At 60.0% G+C, this 16,073-nt stretch carries 16 protein-coding genes; 14 read left to right on the forward strand and 2 right to left on the reverse strand.

From position 1 onward, the window contains the following. Positions 1-12: 12 nt before the first annotated feature. Positions 13-462, reverse strand: a complete 450-nt coding sequence (locus ACR0L1_RS11020; RefSeq protein WP_170771892.1) for a c-type cytochrome — start codon at positions 460-462, stop codon at positions 13-15. 89 nt (positions 463-551) lie between these two features. Further along, positions 552-1,733, reverse strand: coding sequence for an NnrS family protein (locus tag ACR0L1_RS11025; protein WP_480550815.1), 1,182 nt, complete (start codon positions 1,731-1,733; stop codon positions 552-554). 231 nt (positions 1,734-1,964) lie between these two features. On the opposite strand from ACR0L1_RS11025, the gene ACR0L1_RS11030 reads away from it, so the two are divergent. The 14 genes from ACR0L1_RS11030 to ACR0L1_RS11095 all read left to right on the forward strand — a co-directional run bounded on the left by ACR0L1_RS11030 (position 1,965) and on the right by ACR0L1_RS11095 (position 16,065). Beyond that, positions 1,965-3,641 (forward strand): cytochrome D1 domain-containing protein, encoded by a 1,677-nt coding sequence (locus ACR0L1_RS11030; protein ID WP_170771888.1) that lies wholly within the window; start codon positions 1,965-1,967, stop codon positions 3,639-3,641. 125 nt (positions 3,642-3,766) lie between these two features. Beyond that, complete coding sequence (locus tag ACR0L1_RS11035) at positions 3,767-5,539, forward strand: NapC/NirT family cytochrome c (protein ID WP_480858814.1); 1,773 nt, start codon at positions 3,767-3,769, stop codon at positions 5,537-5,539. A 54-nt stretch (positions 5,540-5,593) separates the two neighbouring features. Further along, the gene (locus tag ACR0L1_RS11040) at positions 5,594-5,995 is read left to right on the forward strand and encodes a cupredoxin domain-containing protein (RefSeq protein WP_480858816.1); all 402 of its coding nucleotides are present in this window, start codon (positions 5,594-5,596) and stop codon (positions 5,993-5,995) included. Positions 5,996-6,184: 189 nt separating this feature from the next. Next, a complete protein-coding gene (gene cobA, locus ACR0L1_RS11045; protein ID WP_480858818.1) occupies positions 6,185-6,946 on the forward strand; it encodes a uroporphyrinogen-III C-methyltransferase in 762 nt (253 codons plus the stop codon). Further along, on the forward strand, positions 6,939-7,313 hold the full coding sequence (locus ACR0L1_RS11050; RefSeq protein ID WP_480858820.1) for a c-type cytochrome: 375 nt from the start codon (positions 6,939-6,941) through the stop codon (positions 7,311-7,313). The genes cobA and ACR0L1_RS11050 overlap by 8 nt, the downstream gene beginning before the upstream one ends. Continuing rightward, complete coding sequence (locus ACR0L1_RS11055; RefSeq protein WP_480858822.1) at positions 7,310-8,455, forward strand: cytochrome D1 domain-containing protein; 1,146 nt, start codon at positions 7,310-7,312, stop codon at positions 8,453-8,455. Before ACR0L1_RS11050 ends, ACR0L1_RS11055 begins: the two co-directional genes overlap by 4 nt. Positions 8,456-8,458: 3 nt before the next feature. Beyond that, positions 8,459-9,448, forward strand: coding sequence for a siroheme decarboxylase subunit beta (ahbB, locus tag ACR0L1_RS11060; protein WP_480858824.1), 990 nt, complete (start codon positions 8,459-8,461; stop codon positions 9,446-9,448). Continuing rightward, positions 9,445-9,894: an Lrp/AsnC family transcriptional regulator gene (locus ACR0L1_RS11065; RefSeq protein ID WP_480503903.1), complete on the forward strand. Its 450-nt coding sequence runs from the start codon at positions 9,445-9,447 to the stop codon at positions 9,892-9,894. The genes ahbB (ACR0L1_RS11060) and ACR0L1_RS11065 overlap by 4 nt, the downstream gene beginning before the upstream one ends. After that, the gene (gene ahbB, locus ACR0L1_RS11070; RefSeq protein ID WP_480503904.1) at positions 9,891-10,373 is read left to right on the forward strand and encodes a siroheme decarboxylase subunit beta; all 483 of its coding nucleotides are present in this window, start codon (positions 9,891-9,893) and stop codon (positions 10,371-10,373) included. The genes ACR0L1_RS11065 and ahbB (ACR0L1_RS11070) overlap by 4 nt, the downstream gene beginning before the upstream one ends. Before the next feature lie 5 nt (positions 10,374-10,378). Next, positions 10,379-11,593, forward strand: coding sequence for a heme d1 biosynthesis radical SAM protein NirJ (nirJ, locus tag ACR0L1_RS11075; RefSeq protein WP_480858827.1), 1,215 nt, complete (start codon positions 10,379-10,381; stop codon positions 11,591-11,593). Then, the gene (locus tag ACR0L1_RS11080) at positions 11,568-13,121 is read left to right on the forward strand and encodes a cytochrome D1 domain-containing protein (protein WP_480858829.1); all 1,554 of its coding nucleotides are present in this window, start codon (positions 11,568-11,570) and stop codon (positions 13,119-13,121) included. The genes nirJ and ACR0L1_RS11080 overlap by 26 nt, the downstream gene beginning before the upstream one ends. Beyond that, positions 13,078-13,341, forward strand: a complete 264-nt coding sequence (locus ACR0L1_RS11085) for a hypothetical protein (RefSeq protein WP_170771870.1) — start codon at positions 13,078-13,080, stop codon at positions 13,339-13,341. Before ACR0L1_RS11080 ends, ACR0L1_RS11085 begins: the two co-directional genes overlap by 44 nt. Before the next feature lie 181 nt (positions 13,342-13,522). Continuing rightward, positions 13,523-13,897: a hypothetical protein gene (locus ACR0L1_RS11090; protein ID WP_480858986.1), complete on the forward strand. Its 375-nt coding sequence runs from the start codon at positions 13,523-13,525 to the stop codon at positions 13,895-13,897. Then, a complete protein-coding gene (locus tag ACR0L1_RS11095) occupies positions 13,888-16,065 on the forward strand; it encodes a 4Fe-4S binding protein (RefSeq protein ID WP_480858831.1) in 2,178 nt (725 codons plus the stop codon). Before ACR0L1_RS11090 ends, ACR0L1_RS11095 begins: the two co-directional genes overlap by 10 nt. Positions 16,066-16,073: the final 8 nt, after the last annotated feature.

Genomic DNA, 16,073 nt, shown 5'->3' on the forward strand with positions numbered 1-16,073 from the left:
CCGGTTCCCTTCTCAGCCCGCCTCGTTGGGCGGCCAGTCCTGAGCGTCAATATTGTCCGTCCAGATCAGGAAGTTCGCCAGATCGCGGATCTCTTCGTCGCTGAGGTTGAAATTGGGCATTTGCCGGCGACCGGGAATGCCGGTCGGCTGCGCCTCCATCCAGCCCTTGAGGGACTCAAAGGCCGATTCCGGGTCGTCCAGCACGCCCCAACGGGTCATGACGTTGCCGACTTCGGGGGCATAGTATGCGCCCTCGCCCAGGATCGTATGACAGTTGATACAGGCGTGTTTTTCCCAGACATGTTTGCCCCGGACCACGCTTTCATCCAGCTTGGCGGTGTTTTCCGACCGCAGGATATACAGATGGGAATGGGCCGACAAAGCCAGAAAGATGAGGATAAAGAACAGGGACCCGCCGTAGAATATATTGCGAGCCATGCTCTTGGTCATGACTTCACGCATTGCGCTCTCCTTTGCGCAGATTAGCTAGTATGGGCAGAATGGAGATTGGGCAGGCCCGGCTCCTTAACGAAAGTCAAGCCTGTGGGATTTTACGCGGATCGGGCTGCGCGGGCGCCCGTCAACGCGGGCCACATCGCAAGCAGATACAGGGCGAAAGCCGCAACCCACAGCCCGTCCGACAGCAGCATCGCCACCAGATAGCCCGCGTTCAGATCGGTGCCGATCCAACGGGTCAGCGCGGCGACGGCCATCAGCCCGTAGGCCACCACCATCGGTCCCGGCGCGACCAAATCGCGCCCACTGTGACCCAGTGCGGCGCGACTCATGACGGCCAAGGTCATACCCCCAACACAGCCGATGCCTAATACGTGCAGCGCGGCGACCTCATTGCCCAGGCCAAGCCCGGCCAGACCCCATAGGATCAGACCCAGCGCCAACATGCCCAGCCCCAGATGCAGCGCCAAAAGGATCGGTTGGTGCAGGGTCCAGCGAGTGCGCCAGCGTGCCATGCGCAGAACCTGAACCCCACCCAGCAGCAGGGCCAACGCCGCGGCAACCCGACCTATGCCGAAGACCAACACGCTCAGCGGCAGGGTCAGCGCCAACACCATCCCCGCCCTGTCCAACGCCGCGACAGATACCGGCCACTCCGCCTCGGGAACAGCGGCACGTTTCATGGCGTTGCGAGTAAAAGCTGGCGTAATCCGTCCTCCTAAAATGGCGATCATCGCACACAAAGTCAGCAAACCTGCGCGCAGGCCGGTTTGCAGCGTGTTTTCCGTCACCCCCATCCATTCCAGATGCGTTAACAGATCCGCCACCCAGATGAAGACCAGCAACAGCAGAAAAATCATGTTTTGCGGCTTCGGCCGCCGCATCAGCTGAGTCGCGATCTTGGCCGCCAGTATCGGCACAAAGGTCAGATCAACCGCCGCAACCAGAACCGGTGATATCATCCCTGAAAACCACATGGCCATCCGCCCTGCCAACCACATTGCGGCAGCCAATGTAATGAACCGCACGCGCGCGTCCGCCGCTCCTGTCCAGTTGGGAACTGCCGTCAGAAAAAACCCACCAAGCGCTGCGGTTGCATAGCCGAAAACCATCTCATGTGCATGCCACATTGGGGGCGTCATCCCGTAGTTCGGTGCCAGATAGGGCACGCTTAACCACAGACCCCAGACCAACCCGACAAATAGGCCGTAGAGCCCAGCAGACAGAAAGAAAACGCGAAACCCTTCCCCAAATACGCGGGTTATGATTGTGGGCATGGCTGCTCTCCTTGACGGTTTTGGTCATCCTATCAAGGCGCTCAACCGCACTGCTTAACCAAAGTCAAAACCCGGCAAACATGCCCGTAAGACTCAGATTTCACTGTCGGATTTTCTGGCTTTTTTCGCGGCTGACGACAAATTGCCTCGGCACTGTTGACTTTCGTCAAGGATCGCCGGTCGCCGATGTCTCAGGCTTGGACCTGCCTCACCAGCAAACGGAGAGTGATCATGTCACTTGGAATCAGCTACAATAAAACCGGTCGCGCCTTTGGGGTCGGTTTGGCGATGCTGCTGGGCAGCGTCGCTGCACCTGCCCTGGCAGAAGAGCCAACCCTGAGCAAAGAAGCCTTTGAATCCTCGAAACAGCTGTACTTTGAACGCTGCGCCGGTTGTCACGGCGTTTTGCGCAAAGGGGCAACAGGCAAAAGCCTTGAACCTGTGGTCGAGAAGAAAAATGACGATGGCACCGTCACCGTATCCGGTACCCTGAAACTGGGTCAGGAACGGCTTGAGAAGATCATCGCATGGGGTACCGAAGGTGGGATGAACAACTTCTCGGACGTCATGACCGAGGACGAAATCCGCGATATGGCGACCTACATCCAGATGGAGCCGCCCAAGCCGCCCGAGATGTCGCTGGAACAGATGATGGCGACCCGCAAGGTCTACGTGGAACCCGAAGATTACCCGACCGAGCCTCTGCATGGCCGCAACTGGGAAAACTTCTTTGTCGTCATTGAGCGTGACGTAGGCAAGGTGGCCGTGATCGACGGTGATACCAAGGAAGTGCTAGCGCATATCCCAACCGGCTATGCCGTGCACGTTCTGAAAGCGTCCGAGCACCATAAACTGGAAGAACCGGAAAATCCGGGCCGCTTCTGGTACACGATGGGCCGGGACGGCAAGATGACCAAGATCGACCTGTGGCAGAACCCTGAAAACATGCTCGTGGCCGAAGTCACCATTGGGTATGACGCCCGCGACGTGGCTGTTTCGGGTGACGGTAAATACGTCATCGGTGGGGCCTATTGGCCGCCGCACTTTGCAATCGTCGATGCCGAAACCATGGAGCCGAAAAAGGTTGTCTCAACGCGCGGTGTGAACGTGGACGGGGATTATGTGGAAGAAAGCCGTGTGGCCGCCATCTACACCACCCCGAACGAGCCCACATGGATTGTCGCCGTCAAGGAACTCGGCCAGCTCTGGCAGGTGGACTACACCGACCTGGACAACCTGCGGATCGACAAGATCGACAGCGCCAAGTTCCTGCATGATGGGTTCTTCGACCCAACCGGTCGCTACTTCCAGATCGCCGCAAACGCGTCGAACAAAATGGTTGTCGTCGATACCCAGACTCACAAGCTGGAAGCACTGATCGACACTGCGCCGCTGCCGCACCCCGGCCCCGGTGCAAACTGGGATGACCCGAATTGCGGTCCTGTTGCAGGCACAACCCACCTGGGTGAAGGCACGGTCACCGTTTGGGGTAACGACCCCGAAGGTCACCCCGATCAGGCATGGCAGACTTGCTATGAAGTTGAAACCGATGGACCCGGTCTGTTCATCCGGACCCACCCGGAATCAGACTATATCTGGGCCGACCAGACCAAACACCCCGAGCCTGAAATTCAGCAATCGGTGCAGGTCATCGACAAGGCCACCGGTGAGATCGTGAAAACAATCCAGATCACCGAAGAGGAAGGCAATGTCGCCGTCCACTTCGAGTTCAACCAGGACGGCTCCGAGGTCTGGGTTTCCAAGTGGAACCGCTCGACCTCGAAAGAGCCTAACGGTGAGATCGTGATCTTCGACGCCAAAACGCTGGAAGAGAAAGCGCGCGTGAAAGGTCTGTTCGCGCCAACTGGCAAGTTCAACGTCTACAACCGGTCGAACCACGTCACCTGACGGGTTCAGCACCAAACACCGGAAAGGGCGGGCCCCTCGCCCGCCCTTTCTTCGTTTGACTTCTCATCAAAATCCACAGGCCTGACACCCAGGGCCAGAAAAGAAAGCCATAACGGAGACTGGATATGACCTCCGAACCGGAAAAGAAAAAACCAATCTGGCGCCGGTATTTCCTGTGGGGAATGCCCGTGGCTGGAATCGCCGCGGCCTTTGTCGGCGGCATCATCTTCTGGGGCGGGTTCAACACCGCCATGGAAGCGACCAACACCAAGGAATTCTGCGTCTCGTGCCACGAGATGCGCGATTTCGTTTACGAAGAATACACCGGAACGATCCACGACGTGAACCGTTCAGGCGTCGGCGCCGTCTGTTCCGATTGCCACGTGCCGAAGGACTGGACGCACAAGATCATCCGCAAGATCAAGGCGTCTAAAGAGCTGTATGGCAAGATGGTCGGTACCATCAACACGCGCGAGAAATTCGAAGCCAAGCGCGTGCACCTGGCGATGAACGAGTGGGAACGGATGAAGGCCACAGACTCGCGCGAATGCCGTAACTGCCATGATTTCGAATCCATGATGCCCGAGTTCCAGAAACCCCGCGCACGGCAGCAGCACTTGAACGCGATGACCGTCGGTCAGACTTGTATCGACTGCCACAAGGGGATTGCCCACTCGGATGCCCGTGATCGGGCGGACGAGGAGTATCTGGAAGAACTCGAAGCCCCGAACCCGGCCTTTATCCGCGAGATTCCGGCCGAATATCTGGCCAGTCTGGAACGGATCGAAGCCAAAGAGGCCGCAGAGGCCGAGGCTGAAAAAGCTGCACGTGTTGCGCAGCAAGAGGCTATCCAGGCGCAGATCGCGGCGGCTGTTGATGCTGCTCTGGCCGAACAGCAAGCCGGCAGCGACGAAACAGCCTCGGCAGGCGGCAGCGATGTTGGCACGAATATCGACTGGAATGCGGTGGCTGGTGCGGACATGAAACTGTTCTACCCCGGCCAGGCCTCGTTCGAATGGGTGCAGAATGGTCGATCTCATGGGGGCGCACGGCCTTTGACCAAGGGCGGCGACAAATGCACGACCTGTCACGCCGCCGAGCTGGACGCGATCGGCAACAAGATTGTTGCCGGGGGAGAGCTTGAACCGACACCGATCCCCGGAAAACGCGGTGTGATCGACGCAACCGTGCAGGCGGCCCATGATGATGAGAACCTCTATATCCGCCTGCAATGGCCGGATGCGGGCCACAGCCCTGCCCCGTTCGTGGATGGTGGCAAGATGGACCCCGACAACCAGATCAAGGTGGCCATGATGATCACCGGCACCGGTATCGAAATGGGCGATCAGGTGGGTTGCTGGGCCTCGTGCCACGCGGACAACACCTATATGCCCTTTGATCCGGGCGCCGAGGAGATTGCAGCAAATGCGGATGTCTCGGGCCGTCTGGCCGCTCAGGACACAGTGACTAAGTATATCAGTGAAAGCCGGACCGAGATCGACACCAAAGGCCGCCGGGGCAAGCCTCTGGGTGGTTGGGACAAGCTGCACGCGGCTGAACAGATCGAGCAATATCTGGCTGATGGCACCTATCTGGACCTGATGCGCGTCTATGCCGATGGCAGCGCCACCAACGGCTATCTGTTGGAACAGCGCGTGGTCAATGACGGCGAGATTGCCGCCTCGGCCAGCATGGACGGCGGAATGTGGACGGTGGTCTTTACCCGTCCGCTGAACTCGGGCGCACCGGGGGATGTGCCACTGGAAGCAGGCAAAACCTACACCGTCGGTTTTGCAATCCACGATGATTTTGCCGCCGCCCGGTTCCACCACGTGACGCTGGATACCAGCCTGGCGCTGGACGACGACAGCGCGTTCATCAACGTGGTTAAACAGTAAACGACAGGGGCCGGACGATCCGGCCCCTTCCCCAAAGAAGAGGAGATTTGGACGATGAAACCCCAACACCTTCTTCCCGCCCTGCTGCTTCTGGCTGCGCCCGCGTGGGCGGATGACACTGCCGAACTCTGCGCCGAAGCCGAAGACCGCTATGTCGAGCTGTTCGGCCAGCCCTCATCCGCGGTCGAGGATGCCGAGGTGGTGTTGATTTACAAATACACCTTCTGCCCGGTCGACCTGACGGTCAAACCCGGGACCACGGTGCGCTGGGTCAATGTGGACAAGCGCACCAGCCATTCGGTGTTGCTGAAAGATGGCAGCGAGCCCGAAAGCGACCGGCTTTTCCCCGAGGAATCGGTTGATCTGACCTTCCTCACCCCCGGCCCGCAGGACTACCTGTGCGGACCGCATTGGGAGACACAGAACATGATCGGAATGATCACCGTCGAACCCTGAGCCGAGGCAACCATGCAGGCAGAACAAAGGAGCGCGGGCGCAAATCCCGCGCTCCTTAACTTTAGTCAAGGCAAGACGGCCGAAAATGCGGGAACCTTGGGGCAAGACACGCCCGGCCTGCCCAGCAACGTCCCATACACGCAGCGCGATTCCGGGTCCCGACTACATTCAGATCAAGCGAGTTTGCACATGAGCGGTAAGGTTTTTCTGATTGGCGCAGGCCCCGGCGACCCCGAGCTGATGACTCTGCGTGCGCTGCGGATGCTGAAGGAAGCGGATGTGGTTGTGTACGACCGTCTTGTTTCGGCCGATATTTTGAACCTGCACGCGGATGGCGCGCGGTTAGTTCCCGTGGGTAAGGCGCCCAAATGCCATACGGTGCCGCAAGATCGGATCAATGAAATCCTCGTCGACGAAGCCCGCGCCGGTCACACAGTCGCGCGCCTTAAGGGCGGCGATCCCATGATCTTTGGCCGTGGCTCTGAAGAGGCCGCCTATATGATGGACCGTGGCATTCCTGTCGAATACGCGCCAGGGATTACGGCGGCGCAGGGGGCATCGTGCTCCACTGGCGTGCCGCTTACCCATCGCGGGATTGCTACGTCGGTGCAATATGTCACGGGGCACCGGCAGGCCGACAAGGTGCTGGATCTTGACTGGAAACGGCTGGCCGACCCGGACTCGACATTGGTTGTTTATATGGGCGTCGCCAATATCGGCCAGATCGCCATAGGCCTAATGACCGAGAACCTGCCCGGATCAACCCCGGTTCTGGCTGTCGGCAAAGCGACGACCCCGAATGAGCGCCGCATGGTGTCCCGGCTGGATCGGTTGGCGGCGGATGTGCGCGAGGCTGATCTGAAAGCGCCTACGCTGTTCATCATCGGCAAAGTGGTTTCGCTTTATGCCGAAAAGCCTTTGGCAGAGCTGTTGGAGCAAGCACATGGCTAGTCTCGCCCATCGCCGACCAGGGTTTCGCGACGCCGCGACGACCCGCTGTGCAGGCTGGACCGCGCGCGCCGCTCTGACAACCGCCGTGCTTGTGGCCACAACCGCCTTTGCCGCCGACACGCTGGACCCCAACGCCCTGAAACGGCTGGTCCACCAAGATTGCGGCTCGTGCCACGGGTTGTCGCTAAAAGGTGGACTTGGGCCCGATCTCCGACCTCAAAATCTTGAACACTATGACGCCGAAATTCTGACAGGCGTGATCCTTGACGGCATCCCAGACACCGCAATGCCCCCATGGCGACCCTTGATCAGTGAAGAAGAAGCCGAATGGATCGCCCGTTACCTGTTGCAACAGGAGACCCAATGAAACACCTCATCCTCACCCTTGCCGCGCCCCTCTTGATGACCACGGCGCAGGCCGAACCCACAGCCACCGGAGATCTGGGCCTTGTGATCGAACGGGCCAAGGGATCGGTCCTGCTGGTCGATCAATCCGACCGCGCCGCGCTGGCCCGGATCGAAGGGCTGGGCGATTTGTCCCATGCCTCATTGGTCTATTCGCCCGACGAACGCTTTGCCTATGTGTTCGGGCGTGACGGAGGGCTGACCAAAGTCGACATCGTCACCCGCCAGATCGTGAACCGCGTCGTGCAGGCGGGCAACGCCATCGGCGGCGCGATTTCGGACGATGGCAACCTGGTCGCCGTCTCAAACTATGAACCCGGCGGCGTGCGCGTCTTCGATGCGGATACGCTGGACATGGTCGCCGACATCCCCACCGACAGCAAAACCATCGGTCTGGTCGACGCGCCAGGCCGCCGGTTCGTGTTCACCATGTGGGACACGGGCGAGACCTGGATTGCCGATTTCTCCAAGGGTGACCCGGCGATCACCAAGATCCCCAACATGGGCAAAAACCCCTATGACGCGCTGATCACCGCCAATGGCCGCACCTATATCACCGGCCTGTTTGGCGAGGACGGTCTGACTGCGCTGGACTTGTGGGCCGAGACGCCCGAACCCATCCGCGTGCTGCCCAATTACGGACGCGGGCAAGAGGAAATGCCAGTTTACAAGATGCCTCATCTGGAAGGTTGGGCGCTGTCGGGCCGCGAATTCGTGCTGCCCGCCGTGGGTCATCACGAGGTACTGTGGATCGACGCCGACACCCTGACCGAGACCGGTCGCACACAGACGCACGGCCAACCGGTTTTTGCCATGGCACGTCCTGACGGGCGGCAGGTCTGGGTGAACTTTGCCCACCCGCTGAACGACACGGTTCAGGTGATCGACAGCGTCAGCAAAGAGATCATCCACGAATTCAAACCAGGACCCGCCGTGCTGCATATGGAATTCACTCCGCGCGGACATGAGGTCTGGATCAGCGTGCGCGATGCCAACAAGGTCATGGTCTACGACACGCAAAGCTTCGAGAAACTACGCGAGATCGAGGCCGACAACCCCTCCGGCATCTTCTTCACCGCACGTGCGCACAAAACGGGGCTGTAGCCGATGAAACATATCACCGACCCGATTGATCGCCGCCTGCTGGATGAGTTTCAACGCGATTTTCCTGTCACGGAACGTCCGTTTCAGGTTTTGGCAGATACTCTGGGTCTAGAAGAATCTGAAGTTCTGGATCGTCTGGAACGGATGCGTAAAACCGGACGGATCACGCGGGTTGGAGCGACAATTGCGCCGGGCGCAGTTTCGGCCAGCACCTTGGCAGCCGTCGCCGTGCCAGAGAGCCGTTTAGAAGAGGTGGCCGCGCTGATCGACGCGGAACCTGGCGTGAACCACAACTACCAGCGCGAGGATGCGTGGAACCTTTGGTTTGTGGCCACTGGCCCAGACCGCGCGCATGTAGACGAGACGCTGGCACGGATTTCCCGGCGCACCGGGTTGCGCGTTCTGGACCTGCGGTTGGTACGCCCGTTCAACGTCGATCTGGGCTTCCGCATGTCCGGCGCGGAGCGCCAAGTGCCCGGCCCGCGCCACGTTGACGGCTCCGTCATGCTGGATGGCGACCGCTCTGTGTTGCAAGCGCTCAGTTCCGGTTTGCCTTTGGTGACCGAACCCTATGCGTTGCTGGCGCACGCGCTGGGATGCAATCCCGCGCAGGTCATGAACCGGGTCAGAGTTCTGCACGCGGCTGGTATCATTTCCCGGCTGGGCGTCATCGTGCGCCACCGCGCACTTGGCTGGTCCGCCAATGCGATGGTGGTCTGGAACATGCCCGCCGAACGGGTCGAAGCAGCAGGGCCCGCATTGGCCGCCCATCCCGGTGTGACCTTGTGCTACGAGCGCAACCCGGTCGAAGGCGTCTGGCCCTATCGTCTTTATTCCATGATCCACGCACGTTCGCGCACCGAAGCTCTGGACATTCTGGCCGGGGCTTCAGCGCTACCCGAACTGTCGGGAACCAAGCACAAAGTTCTGTTCTCAACCCGTTGTTTCAAACAGACCGGCGCATTGATCCAAGCCAAAGAGGTGGCCGCATGATGCTGGATGACACCGACCGCGCGATCCTGAACCGGATGCAGGATGACTTGCCGCTGACCTCGCACCCCTATGCGGCGATTTCTGATGAGTTGGGGATCGAGGAATCCGACCTTCTGAGTCGGTTGAGCCGCATGAAAGAGGATCGCGTCATAACCCGATTCGGCCCTTTCTTTGACGCGGCCGCAATGGGTGGTGCCTTTTGCCTCTGCGCCATGGCCGTGCCACCGCAGGAATTCGAAACCGTCCTGACCAAAGTCAATGCACATCCAGAGGTGGCGCACAATTATGAGCGCACACACCGGCTGAACATGTGGTTCGTTCTTGCGACCGAGACGCCCGAGGGGATCGCAACGGCAGCCGAGACCATCGAACGGGATACCGGGATCACAGTCCTGCAATTTCCCAAACTTCAGGAATTTTTCATCGGCTTCCGGGTAGCAGCATGATTGACGTAAAAGACCGAGAGATTATCGAAGCGCTGCAAGGCGGTTTGCCTTTGGTTCCCGCTCCTTATAGGCAAGTTGCCGACAATTTAGGGTTGGACGAAGACGATCTTCTGTTCCGCCTGGCCGATATGAAATCGCGTGGCGTGATCCGGCGCATTGCGGCGGCGCCCAATCACTACAAGTTGGGCATGACATCGAACGGGATGACCGTCTGGGATGTCGCGGATACGCGAGTTGCCGAACTGGGCCCGCAGATCGGACTGCTGCCTTTTGTGACCCATTGCTATGAACGCCCCCGCGCCCTGCCCGACTGGCCCTATAACCTGTTCGCCATGGTCCATGGATCGGACCCGATCGAGGTCGAGGAAAAGCGCGCGGAGATTGCCGCCATCCTGGGTGATGCCTGCCGGGCGCAGGATATCCTCTATTCCACGCGCATCCTGAAAAAGACTGGACTGCGTCTGAAACAGAAAGGCTGAGGACCATGTTCCGCCTGACCGAATACATGCATCAACTGGTCGCCCCGATCCCGGTACGCCCGCGTCGCCCCGGCCCGGTGAAGCCTGTGGTGATCTGGAACCTAACCCGGCGCTGCAATCTGAAATGCCGCCATTGTTATACCGTCTCGGCGGATGTGGCCTTCCCTGGCGAGCTCAGTCACGAGCAAGCCATGGTCACCCTTGAGGATCTGGGCCAGTTTCGCGTCCCGGCCCTGATCCTCTCGGGTGGTGAGCCGCTGGATCGGTTCGATTTCTTCGACATCTCCAAACGCGCCCGCGATCTGGTGCCGATGCTGGCCCTGTCCACAAATGGCACGCGGATTTACGATGAGACCGCCGACATGATCGCCGATGTGGGGTTCAACTATGTGGGCATCTCGCTGGACGGGATCGGGGCCACGAATGACTGGTTCCGCGGCGTTGAAGGTGCCTTTGCCGACGCCCTGCGCGGTGTGCGCGAATGCAAAAAGCGCGGCATCAAGGTGGGTCTGCGCTTCTGCCTGACCGAGGGCACCCAGCACCATCTGCCCGATCTGCTGCAACTGTGCGACGACGAAGGTGTGGACAAGTTCTATCTGTCCCATCTGGTCTATGCCGGGCGTGGCGACAAGAACCGGGGCGAAGATGCCGAACATCTGCGCACCCGCAAAGGGCTGGATCTGCTGCTGGAGCGCGCGTGGGAGGCGGCGTCTGGCGGGCGTCCGCTGGATATCGTCACCGGCAATAACGACGCTGATGCGGGTTACTTCCTGAATTGGGTGCGCGCGCGGTTCGACGCGGACAAGGCCGCCCATGTGCGGGATCATCTGGCGGCCTGGGGCGGAAACTCCAGCGGGTTGGGCGTGGCCAATATCGACAATCTGGGCCGCGTGCATCCGGACACCTATTGGTCCGATTACACGGTCGGAAATGTGAAAACCAAACCGTTTTCCGAGCTGTGGACCAGCAATGATCCGATGCTCGCCATGTTACGCACCCGCCCGCGTCCGCTGAAGGGACGCTGCGGGGCATGCACGTTGAAGGACGTCTGTGGTGGCAATACTCGTATCCGGGCTTTGCAACTGACCGGCGATCCCTGGGCCGAAGATCCGGCCTGTTACCTGAGCAATCAAGAAATCGGCGTCGAAGATGCGGTAGAGCGGCTGCAAGTGACGCCATTCCGGGGGAAACGTCATGATCCGGCGCATCAATTCTTCTGACACTCCGAAAATCAGCGCGCTGTGCGCCCTGCTACTTGCGGGCACCTCATGGGCTGACGCGCCTTCGGATTACGCGGAATACTGCGCCTCGTGCCATGGCGAGAGCCGCTTGGGCGGCGTTGGCCCGGCGCTGATCCCCGAGACGTTGAAACGGATGCGCGGCCCCCGCGTGGCTGCCGTGATTGCCGAAGGACGCACGGCCACTCAGATGCCTGCCTTTGCCCATGAGCTGGATGCGTTGCAGATCGAAGAATTGGCGGGTTGGTTGAAATCCCCGTTGGAGACGGACCCCGAGTGGGGTGCAGCCGATATCATGGCCAGCCGTACACTGGACGATGACTATGTCCCTGTCGATGCGCCGATCTGGGACAGTGATCCGATGAACATCACGCTGGCGGTTGAGACCGGCGATCACCATGTCAGCGTGCTGGACGGCGACACGTTCGAGGTTCTGGACCGGTTTGAGACGCCGTTTGCCGTGCATGGCGGGCCGAAATTCAGCCCCGATGGGCGCTATGTGTTCATCATGTCCCGCGATGGCTGGGTGCAGAAATACGACATCTGGGCGCTGAAACAGGTGGGGCGCGTGCGCGCGGGCCTGAACAGCCGCAACATTGCAATGTCAGGCGATGGCAAATGGGTAGCCGTGGCGAACTATCTGCCCAATTCGTTGACGTTGCTATCGACCGAGAATCTTTCGGTGGCGTCGGTTATCGAAGTGAAAAGCAAAAAGGGTGTGCCCAGCCGAGTCTCGGCCGTGTATCAGGCGCCGCCGCGTGAAAGCTTTGTGCTGGCGCTTAAAGACGTGCCCGAAATTTGGGAGGTCTTCTACGGTGCCAACCCGCCGCAATTCGGGCTGGGCCATGATTTCCGCATCGAGGGCCAGTTCAAAAATCCTGACCCGTTCCCGGTGCGCAAGATCACCACGCCGGATTATCTGGACGATTTCTTTTTCGACCAGAGCTATGAATACGTTATGGGCGCCTCGCGCGATGGCAAGGGTGGACAGGTGATTGATCTGGTAATCGGGCACAAGGTGGCTGATCTGGACCTGCCGGGCATGCCGCATCTGGGATCGGGCATCACATGGCAGCATGGCGACACAACCGTTATGGCCACACCGCATCTTACCGATGGCACGGTGTCAGTGATCGACATGAAAAGCTGGGAGACCGTCAAACGGATCAAGACCGAAGGGCCGGGGTTCTTCATGCGCAGCCATGAGAACTCGCCTTACGTCTGGGCCGATGTGTTCTTTGGCCCTAACAAGGATGTCATGCATGTAATCGACAAGCAGAGCCTTGAGATCGTGAAGACCCTGCGCCCTGCCCCCGGCAAGACCGTGGCGCATGTGGAGTTCACCAAGGATGGCAGCCACGCGCTGGTGTCGATCTGGGAGGATGATGGCGCAGTGATCGTCTATGATGCGCAGACGCTGGAAGAGGTCCGCCGCCTGCCGATGCGCAAACCGTCTGGAAAATACAATGTCTGGAACAAAATCACCTTCTCGGAAGGCACCAGCCACTGACGGGCGCTGGCCGGTCTGGAAACTGTCCATCCTGCTTTACCCGGCCACGGCTTTGACCGTGGCCATCAACCTGTTTTTGGCTGGGTTGATCGCGCATACCCTTGGTTTTGCGGTCATTCCCCCGGTGACAGCGCTGATCTGGTCAGTGCCGTTGGGCGTGCCTGCAAGTTGGCTGGCGGGTCGTTGGCTGCGTGGGCTGATGGATGGGGCCGACGGCTAAGTCGCGAAAACCTTCGCACCTAACAGAAGTCAAGTATCGGTCCGAGAGATTCCCCTAGAACTCTGGAAAAGAATACCGAGTTGGATTCTCTATGCCCGCCTCTAACCCTCTGCACAACCTCCCTGTTCGCGCGTCCCGCGTGGCTTGTGCATGGGCGGGCACCCTTCTTCTGCTGTTGCAAATGCTTGGCCCGGTTCTGGCGAGTCCCGGTCAAAGCATATGGGTGGAGATCTGCTCGGAGGCGGGGGCGGTTTGGGTTCAGGTGGACCTTGAGGAGGAGACCGATGACCCGACCGCGCCCTGCCCGAAATGCGCCGATTGCACCTTGTGTGCCGTCACCACGCTGGCGCAGTTGCCCGATCAGCCTCATCTGGTCCTATCCCAGAAGGCCGGCCTCGCCCTGTACCGGTGCGCCGATCAGAACCAACCCCATGATCAGGCCCGCTTGTGGCCTGAAACCCGAGGGCCCCCGCACGCAAACCTAAAAACAACTGAACGCGCCCCGCGCGCTTCCATGGCGTCTACTCAAAGTATCGGAGGTGCGCCATGGTTGTAAGTCGCGCATTCCAAGCCCTGCTGGCCTTCACCCTGTCCTGCCTGATGGCGATCAGCGCCCATGCCGACAGCCTCGCCAGCTTTCTGCCCGAGATTGAGCCTGCCGATCTGGTGCCCGGTGCCGATGCCTTTGGCCCGGTGCGCGAGGACGTCATGGTTGCCCCCGTTCTGAAAGGAGGCGATACGGTGGCCTGGGCGTTCCTAACATCCGATTTCGTGGGCACCACCGGATATTCCGGCAAGCCGATCCACGTGGTTGCTGCCATCAATGACGAGGCGGTGTTGACCGGGGTGCAACTGGTCAAACACTCGGAACCGATCGTGCTGATCGGCATTCCCAATGCGCGCATGGTTGAGCTGACCGAAGGCTATGCCGGGCTGGACCTGAAGGTTGAGGCCGAGACGGGCGGTGAGGGGCATGACCTGGATATTATCTCGGGCGCGACCGTCACGATCATGGTGATCGACGACAGCCTTGTGCGTGGTGGCATCAAGGTGGCGCGCGCGTTGGGGTTGGGCGGATTGGCACCGGCGCAGGCCGACGGGCCCAAGCGCGAGGTCGATATGGCGCAGGACGCCATCTATGACTGGACGACGCTGTCGGGCGACGGCTCAATCCGGCGACTGACGCTGGATATCGGGCAGGTCAATGCCGCGTTTGAGGCGACGGGCGATCAGCGCGCGATCAAACGCCCCGAACCCGGTGAACCCGATGACACCTATATCGACATGCATTTGGCACTGGTCTCGGTGCCGTCGATCGGCAAGTCGCTGCTGGGCGAGGCCGAATATCAGAACATGGTCGACTGGCTGGACGAGGGCGAGCAGGCCATTCTTGTGCTGGGACGTGGGGCTTACAGCTTTAAGGGTTCGGGCTATGTCCGGGGCGGGATTTTCGACCGGATTCAGCTGATCCAAGGCGACAATTCGGTGCGGTTCTTTGACAAGCAACAACGCCGTCTGGGCGAAGTTGCAGCCCCCGATGCCCCAAGCTTTACGGAACTGGACATCTTCAAAATCCCCGCCGATGCCGAGTTTGATCCGGCCGAGCCCTTCCGCCTGCAACTGCTGGCGCAGCGGGCCGTGGGTGCGGTCGAGAAAACATTTCTGACCTTTGATCTGGGCTACAAATTGCCCGAATACTATCTGCTGCCCGTTGCGGCCCCTGCGGTTGTCGATGACGCCAGCGGTGAGGCTGCGGCAAAGGCTGCGCTGTGGCAGCGCATCTGGAAAGACCGCGTGGTTGAGATTGTGATCCTCAGCGCGATGCTGCTGGTGCTGACGGCGACCTTCTTCTTCCAGTTCCACGCCACCATGAATGCACGCGTGTTCTACTGGTTCCGCATCGGTTTCCTGACCATGACGCTGTTCTTCATCGGCTGGTACGCCAACGCGCAGCTGAGCGTGGTGAACCTTATGGCGCTGGCGGGCAGCCTGCGCACGGGCTTCTCGTGGGATGCCTTCCTGCTGGACCCACTGGTGTTCATCCAGTGGTTCGCCGTCGCCGCCGCGCTGCTGTTTTGGGGACGCGGGGCCTATTGCGGCTGGCTGTGCCCGTTCGGTGCACTGCAAGAGCTGACCAACAAGATCGCGCGGACCTTCAAGGTGCCGCAATGGATCTTGCCTTGGGGTCTGAACGAACGGCTCTGGCCAGCAAAATACATAATCTTCCTAGTGCTGTTCGGGATCAGCTTTGTCTCGATCCCGCTGGCCGAAACCTATGCCGAGGTCGAGCCGTTCAAGACCGCGATCATCCTGAAATTCATGCGAGACTGGCCTTTCGTGGTCTTTGCGCTGGCCTTGCTGGGGATCGGGCTGTTCATCGAACGGTTCTACTGCCGCTATCTGTGCCCGTTGGGCGGTGCGCTGGCGATCCCGGCCCGTATTCGCATGTTCGACTGGCTGCGCCGCTACAAGGATTGCGGCACCCCCTGTCAAACCTGCGCCAATGAATGCCCCGTTCAGGCAATCCACCCCACCGGTGAGATTAACCCTAACGAGTGCGTCACCTGCCTGCATTGTCAGGTGCTCTATCAGTCCGAGGACAAATGCCCCGTCGTTATCCGCCAGTTGAAACGGCGGGCCAAGACAGGGTCGGTGCAGATGAAGACTCCACTCGGACAACCACCGGCGAACCATCCGAACGCCAAACCGCAAACCATTTCTTGATTGGAGGG

The sequence above is a fragment of the Ruegeria sp. J8 genome (genome assembly GCF_056531925.1).

Bases quoted from the DNA above. Each gene is read 5' to 3' on its own strand.
- ACR0L1_RS11020 (WP_170771892.1), bottom strand. From the start codon at position 462: ATGCGTGAAGTCATGACCAAGAGCATGGCTCGCAATATATTCTACGGC.
- ACR0L1_RS11025 (WP_480550815.1), bottom strand. From the start codon at position 1,733: ATGCCCACAATCATAACCCGCGTATTTGGGGAAGGGTTTCGCGTTTTC.
- ACR0L1_RS11030 (WP_170771888.1), top strand. From the start codon at position 1,965: ATGTCACTTGGAATCAGCTACAATAAAACCGGTCGCGCCTTTGGGGTC.
- ACR0L1_RS11035 (WP_480858814.1), top strand. From the start codon at position 3,767: ATGACCTCCGAACCGGAAAAGAAAAAACCAATCTGGCGCCGGTATTTC.
- ACR0L1_RS11040 (WP_480858816.1), top strand. From the start codon at position 5,594: ATGAAACCCCAACACCTTCTTCCCGCCCTGCTGCTTCTGGCTGCGCCC.
- cobA (WP_480858818.1), top strand. From the start codon at position 6,185: ATGAGCGGTAAGGTTTTTCTGATTGGCGCAGGCCCCGGCGACCCCGAG.
- ACR0L1_RS11050 (WP_480858820.1), top strand. From the start codon at position 6,939: ATGGCTAGTCTCGCCCATCGCCGACCAGGGTTTCGCGACGCCGCGACG.
- ACR0L1_RS11055 (WP_480858822.1), top strand. From the start codon at position 7,310: ATGAAACACCTCATCCTCACCCTTGCCGCGCCCCTCTTGATGACCACG.
- ahbB (WP_480858824.1), top strand. From the start codon at position 8,459: ATGAAACATATCACCGACCCGATTGATCGCCGCCTGCTGGATGAGTTT.
- ACR0L1_RS11065 (WP_480503903.1), top strand. From the start codon at position 9,445: ATGATGCTGGATGACACCGACCGCGCGATCCTGAACCGGATGCAGGAT.
- ahbB (WP_480503904.1), top strand. From the start codon at position 9,891: ATGATTGACGTAAAAGACCGAGAGATTATCGAAGCGCTGCAAGGCGGT.
- nirJ (WP_480858827.1), top strand. From the start codon at position 10,379: ATGTTCCGCCTGACCGAATACATGCATCAACTGGTCGCCCCGATCCCG.
- ACR0L1_RS11080 (WP_480858829.1), top strand. From the start codon at position 11,568: ATGATCCGGCGCATCAATTCTTCTGACACTCCGAAAATCAGCGCGCTG.
- ACR0L1_RS11085 (WP_170771870.1), top strand. From the start codon at position 13,078: ATGTCTGGAACAAAATCACCTTCTCGGAAGGCACCAGCCACTGACGGG.
- ACR0L1_RS11090 (WP_480858986.1), top strand. From the start codon at position 13,523: ATGCTTGGCCCGGTTCTGGCGAGTCCCGGTCAAAGCATATGGGTGGAG.
- ACR0L1_RS11095 (WP_480858831.1), top strand. From the start codon at position 13,888: ATGGTTGTAAGTCGCGCATTCCAAGCCCTGCTGGCCTTCACCCTGTCC.